1 protein-coding gene is annotated in these 536 nt (G+C 50.2%); it reads right to left on the reverse strand.

What is annotated here, in order from left to right; all coding sequences use genetic code 11:
• The coding region (locus R8O10_RS27180) for an SDR family NAD(P)-dependent oxidoreductase (protein ID WP_318192224.1) at positions 1 to 480 on the reverse strand (480 nt) is incomplete at its 3' end.
• Positions 481 to 536: the final 56 nt, after the last annotated feature.

Consider the following 536-nt stretch of genomic DNA (forward strand, 5'->3'; position numbering starts at 1 on the left):
AAAACGGTGCAACCCCGCTTTTGCCGCGCAATAGGAGGTATAGCCTGGGTAGCCAATTGAGCCGAATGTTGAACCAATATTGAGAATCACCCCAGGCTGTTTTAACCACGTTAACGCCGACTGGCACAGCAGCATCGGCGCGACGAGATTGAGTTGGATTTCGTCTGCAATCTGCGTTGGTCGTTTGTGGCTTAACAACGAGAAATCGTTGCTGCCCGCATTGTTAATCAGTGCGTCCACTTTTTGATGTTGGCGCGCTCGATCTTTAATTGCTGTTAATCCTTCTGATGAGGTGATGTCTGTAACGACTACGTCATGACGTTCTGGATTTGACAGTTCACGCTGTAGTGTTTGCAAGCTCTCTTCGTTTCGCCCAACAAGAATGAGGCTGGCTCCGCGTTTTGACAACTCTTGCGCGATGGCTTGCCCAATTCCGCCCGTTGCGCCTGTCAGGAGAATGGTGCTGTTGTTAATGATCATGCTTCACCTCACGCCGCTTGTTGGGTTGAGAAAGAAGGCAAAGAGCGCAGCATTTG

The organism is Vibrio sp. 1727 (assembly GCF_033344415.1).
GTDB classification, from domain to species: Bacteria; Pseudomonadota; Gammaproteobacteria; order Enterobacterales; family Vibrionaceae; genus Vibrio; species Vibrio alginolyticus.